We start from the raw sequence: 1,909 nt of genomic DNA, 5'->3' as shown, positions 1-1,909 counted from the left end.
CTTCCTCGAGATCCCTCTCCTTGGGCATAAACTCATGGAGAGGCGGGTCAAGAAGGCGGATGATGACCGGGAGTCCGTGCATTTCCTTCAGGATCCCGTAGAAGTCCTCGACCTGCATGACCTTGAGCTCCTCGAGTGCTTCGAGGCGCTCCTCGTAGGTGTCTGCCACAACGAGGCGCTGCATGACGGGAAGGCGGTCGGTGGCCATGAACATGTGTTCGGTCCTGCACAGGCCGATCCCCTTTGCCCCGAATGCCCGGGCGCGCTTCGCGTCTTCGGGGGTGTCGCCGTTTGCCCAGACCTGGAGGCGGGCAAACTCGTCGGACCAGGAAAGGACTGTACGGAAATCGTCGCTGAAGGAAGCTTCCATGAGAGGAGCGCCGCCCAGGAGGACACGTCCGGTGCTGCCGTCAACGGTGATGGTGTCGCCCTTGCGGATGACCCTGTCTCCACTGGTGATGGTTTCCTTGTTGAGGTCGATGGTGATGTCCTCGCATCCGCTGACGCAAGGTTTCCCGAGGCCGCGGGCGACGACGGCCGCATGGCTGGTCATGCCGCCGCGGCTGGTGACGATGGCTTCCGCGGCAAAGAGGCCGTGGATGTCGTCAGGGCATGTCTCAGGCCTTGCGAGGATGACTTTCTGGCCTCCCTTTGCCATTTCAACGGCATCGTCGGCATCGAAGCAGACTACGCCGACACCTGCGCCGGGGGATGCGGGAAGGCCCTTTGCAAGGACTTCATTATCGGCGGCGGGGTCGACCTGTCGGTGAAGGAGCATTTCGACCTGCTCGGGGGTGACTCTGCCCACTGCGGTCTTCCTGTCGATGAGTCCCTCTTCCACCATGTCCACGGCGATTTTCACCGAGGCGGCGGCGGAGCGCTTGCCGTTCCTGGTCTGCAACATGTAGAGCTTGTTGCGCTCGATGGTGAACTCGATGTCCTGCATGTCCTTGTATGCCTTTTCGAGGTTCGTGGTGATCTCGAAGAGTTCATTGTAGACATCGGGCATTACAGTCTTCATCTGTGCGATGGGAAGGGGCGTCCGGATGCCGGCCACCACGTCTTCTCCCTGGGCGTTGACGAGGAATTCCCCGTACAGTTCCTTTGTTCCGTCGGAGGGGTTGCGGGTGAAGCAGACGCCGGTGCCGCAGTCTTCGCCGAGGTTTCCGTAGACCATGGAGACGATGTTGACGGCCGTCCCGAGCGTATGGGGGATTTTGTGAAGCTTGCGGTAGGTGACGGCCCGGGGATTGCCCCAGCTTTTGAAGACTGCCTCCACGGCGTTGCGGAGCTGCTGCCATGGATCTGCAGGGAAGTCGAAACCGGCCTTCTGTCTGAAGATCTCCTTGAAGCGCGCCACGACCTCCACGAGCTTGTCGGCGGGGATCTCGTTGTCGAATTTCACCCCGAGGGAACTCTTGACGTGGTCGAGGACTTCCTCGAATGCGTCTCCGTTTACTCCGTGGACGACGTTTCCGTACATCTGGATGAACCGCCTGAAGCTGTCGAAGGCGAAGCGCCTGTCATCTGCGGCCCGGGCAATGGATTCAACGGATTCGTCGTTGAGGCCGAGGTTGAGGACGGTGTCCATCATTCCGGGCATGGAAATGGGGGCGCCGGAGCGGACGGATACGAGGAGGGGGTTGCTGCCGGAGCCGAATGTCTTTCCGGTCTTCTTCTCAAGATCCTTCATTGAACTGATCACTTTGTCCCAGATCGAGTCGAGGAACGCGGGGTCTTCCCCGTATTTGAGGCATGCCTCTGTGGTCAGGATGAATCCCGGGGGGACGGGGAGCTTGTACTGCACCATCTGTGCAAGGTTGGCTCCCTTTCCGCCGAGAAGGTTTTTCATTTCGGCGTTGCCTTCTTCGAAACTGTACACGTATTTCACTTCGTTCATCTCTTTAGT

Annotated in this window: 1 protein-coding gene; it reads right to left on the bottom strand. The window is 59.7% G+C overall.

Annotated features, from left to right (window positions below; genetic code table 11):
• Window positions 1-1,900 (bottom strand): pyruvate, phosphate dikinase (locus tag GXX82_18240; protein NLT24978.1); only part of this gene is annotated, 1,900 nt, incomplete at its 3' end.
• Window positions 1,901-1,909: the final 9 nt, after the last annotated feature.

It is taken from the genome of Syntrophorhabdus sp., assembly GCA_012719415.1.
In the GTDB taxonomy this organism is placed as follows: Bacteria; Desulfobacterota; Syntrophorhabdia; order Syntrophorhabdales; family Syntrophorhabdaceae; genus Delta-02.
Note: the sequence above shows the minus strand (reverse complement) of the source record. Positions and strands in the feature narration are given on the sequence as shown.